This is a genomic window from Nonomuraea diastatica (assembly GCF_004349015.1).
Taxonomy (GTDB): Bacteria; Actinomycetota; Actinomycetes; order Streptosporangiales; family Streptosporangiaceae; genus Nonomuraea; species Nonomuraea diastatica.
Window position 1 is genome coordinate 1 of record NZ_SMKP01000408.1, and the last position, 1451, is coordinate 1451.

Consider the following 1451-nt stretch of genomic DNA (forward strand, 5'->3'; position numbering starts at 1 on the left):
TCTTCCACGCTGCTCGGCTCACGCCGGGACAGGTCGATACCGAGCTCTTCCGCGGCGCGGAAGACGTCCTCGTCGGTGTCACGCATCTCGATGGACATGCCGTCGCTGGACAGCACCTCGACGTTCAGGCACAGCGACTGCATCTCCTTGATGAGGACCTTGAAGGACTCGGGGATGCCCGGCTCGGGGATGTTCTCGCCCTTGACGATGGCCTCGTAGACCTTCACCCGGCCGAGAACGTCGTCGGACTTGATGGTCAGCAGCTCCTGCAGGGCATAGGCGGCGCCGTAGGCCTCCAGCGCCCACACCTCCATCTCACCGAAGCGCTGGCCACCGAACTGGGCCTTACCGCCGAGCGGCTGCTGAGTGATCATGGAGTAAGGACCGGTCGACCGCGCGTGGATCTTGTCGTCGACCAGGTGGAGCAGCTTGAGAATGTAGATGTAACCGACCGAGATCGGGTAGGGGAACGGCTCGCCACTACGGCCGTCGAACAGCTGGGCCTTGCCGCTCGGCTGCACCATCCGGTCACCGTCGCGGTTGGCCACGGTGTTCTGCAGCAGACCGACGATCTCCTCCTCGTGGGCGCCGTCGAAGACCGGTGTGGCCATGTTGGTGCGCGGGGCGACCCTCTCGAAGCCCTTCTCGCGCAGCCGCCCGGCCCAGGCCTCCTGCACCCCGGAGATGTCCCAGCCCCTGGCGGCGATCCACCCCAGGTGGGTCTCCAGCACCTGGCCGACGTTCATCCGGCCGGGCACGCCCAGCGGGTTGAGGATGATGTCGACCGGGGTGCCGTCGTCCAGGAACGGCATGTCCTCGACCGGCAGGATCTTGGAGATGACCCCCTTGTTGCCGTGCCGGCCGGCCAGCTTGTCACCGTCGGTGATCTTACGCTTCTGCGCCACGTAGACGCGGACCAGCTCGTTGACCCCCGGCGGCAGCTCGTCACCCTCCTCACGGCTGAACACCCGCACGCCGATGACCTTGCCCTGCTCACCGTGCGGCACCTTCAGCGAGGTGTCACGGACCTCACGCGCCTTCTCCCCGAAGATCGCCCGCAGCAGCCGCTCCTCAGGCGTCAGCTCGGTCTCGCCCTTCGGGGTGACCTTGCCGACCAGGATGTCGCCGGGAACGACCTCGGCGCCGATGCGGATGATGCCGCGCTCGTCGAGGTCGGCCAGGACCTCCTCGGAGACGTTGGGGATGTCACGGGTGATCTCTTCCGGACCCAGCTTGGTGTCACGGGCGTCGACCTCGTGCTCCTCGATGTGGATCGAGGACAGCACGTCGTCCTGCACCAGCCGCTGGGACAGGATGATCGCGTCTTCGTAGTTGTGGCCCTCCCAGGGCATGAACGCCACCAGCAGGTTCTTGCCGAGCGCCATCTCACCCTGGTCGGTGCACGGCCCGTCGGCGATCACCTGGTTGACCTCGACCCGGTCGCCCTCGGC

1 protein-coding gene is annotated in these 1451 nt (G+C 66.7%); it reads right to left on the reverse strand.

Features of this window, described 5'->3' with window-relative positions:
* Positions 1-1451 (reverse strand): DNA-directed RNA polymerase subunit beta (locus tag E1294_RS51900; protein WP_484213995.1); only part of this gene is annotated, 1451 nt, incomplete at both ends.